Origin of the sequence: Mesorhizobium sp. M4B.F.Ca.ET.143.01.1.1, assembly GCF_004792275.1 — a bacterium.
In the GTDB taxonomy this organism is placed as follows: Bacteria; Pseudomonadota; Alphaproteobacteria; order Rhizobiales; family Rhizobiaceae; genus Mesorhizobium; species Mesorhizobium abyssinicae.
The window spans coordinates 1-365 of record NZ_SRSR01000157.1 but is presented as its reverse complement, the minus strand read 5'-3'; the positions used below and the strand labels follow the sequence as shown (position 1 = coordinate 365).

Sequence of the window (365 nt, the reverse complement as noted above, 5' to 3'; positions counted from 1 at the left end):
CAATTGCAATACGCTGAATGTGCCGTGCTACGGCCGCCTGCTGCCGGGCTATGAGCAGGCTCTGGCCGCTTATCAGGCGCGCAAGGGGGCCGGCACGCCCAATATCGAGCTCGCCAGTGCCGGCGGCTCGACCAAGCGGTCCGGCGGCCTGTTTGCCTGGTTCCGTGGCGGCGGGGCCGACGAGGCCGACGACGACGCCGATGAAAGCGCTCCGGCGCCGCAGCAGAAGGCCGTGACGCAGGTCCAGGTCGCCAGCGCCGCCACGGCCCGCAACAGCAACCTTCCAGGCATCGCGATCGTTTCGCCGAAGGATGCCAAGCGCGCCAACGTCCCGCAGGTCGCGGATGACAGCGCCGACGATTCGG

1 pseudogene is annotated in these 365 nt (G+C 69.3%); it reads left to right on the top strand.

Annotation, left to right across the window (positions count from 1 at the left end):
• A pseudogene (locus EN786_RS38130) lies at positions 1-365 on the top strand (peptidase M15); the annotation flags it as partial.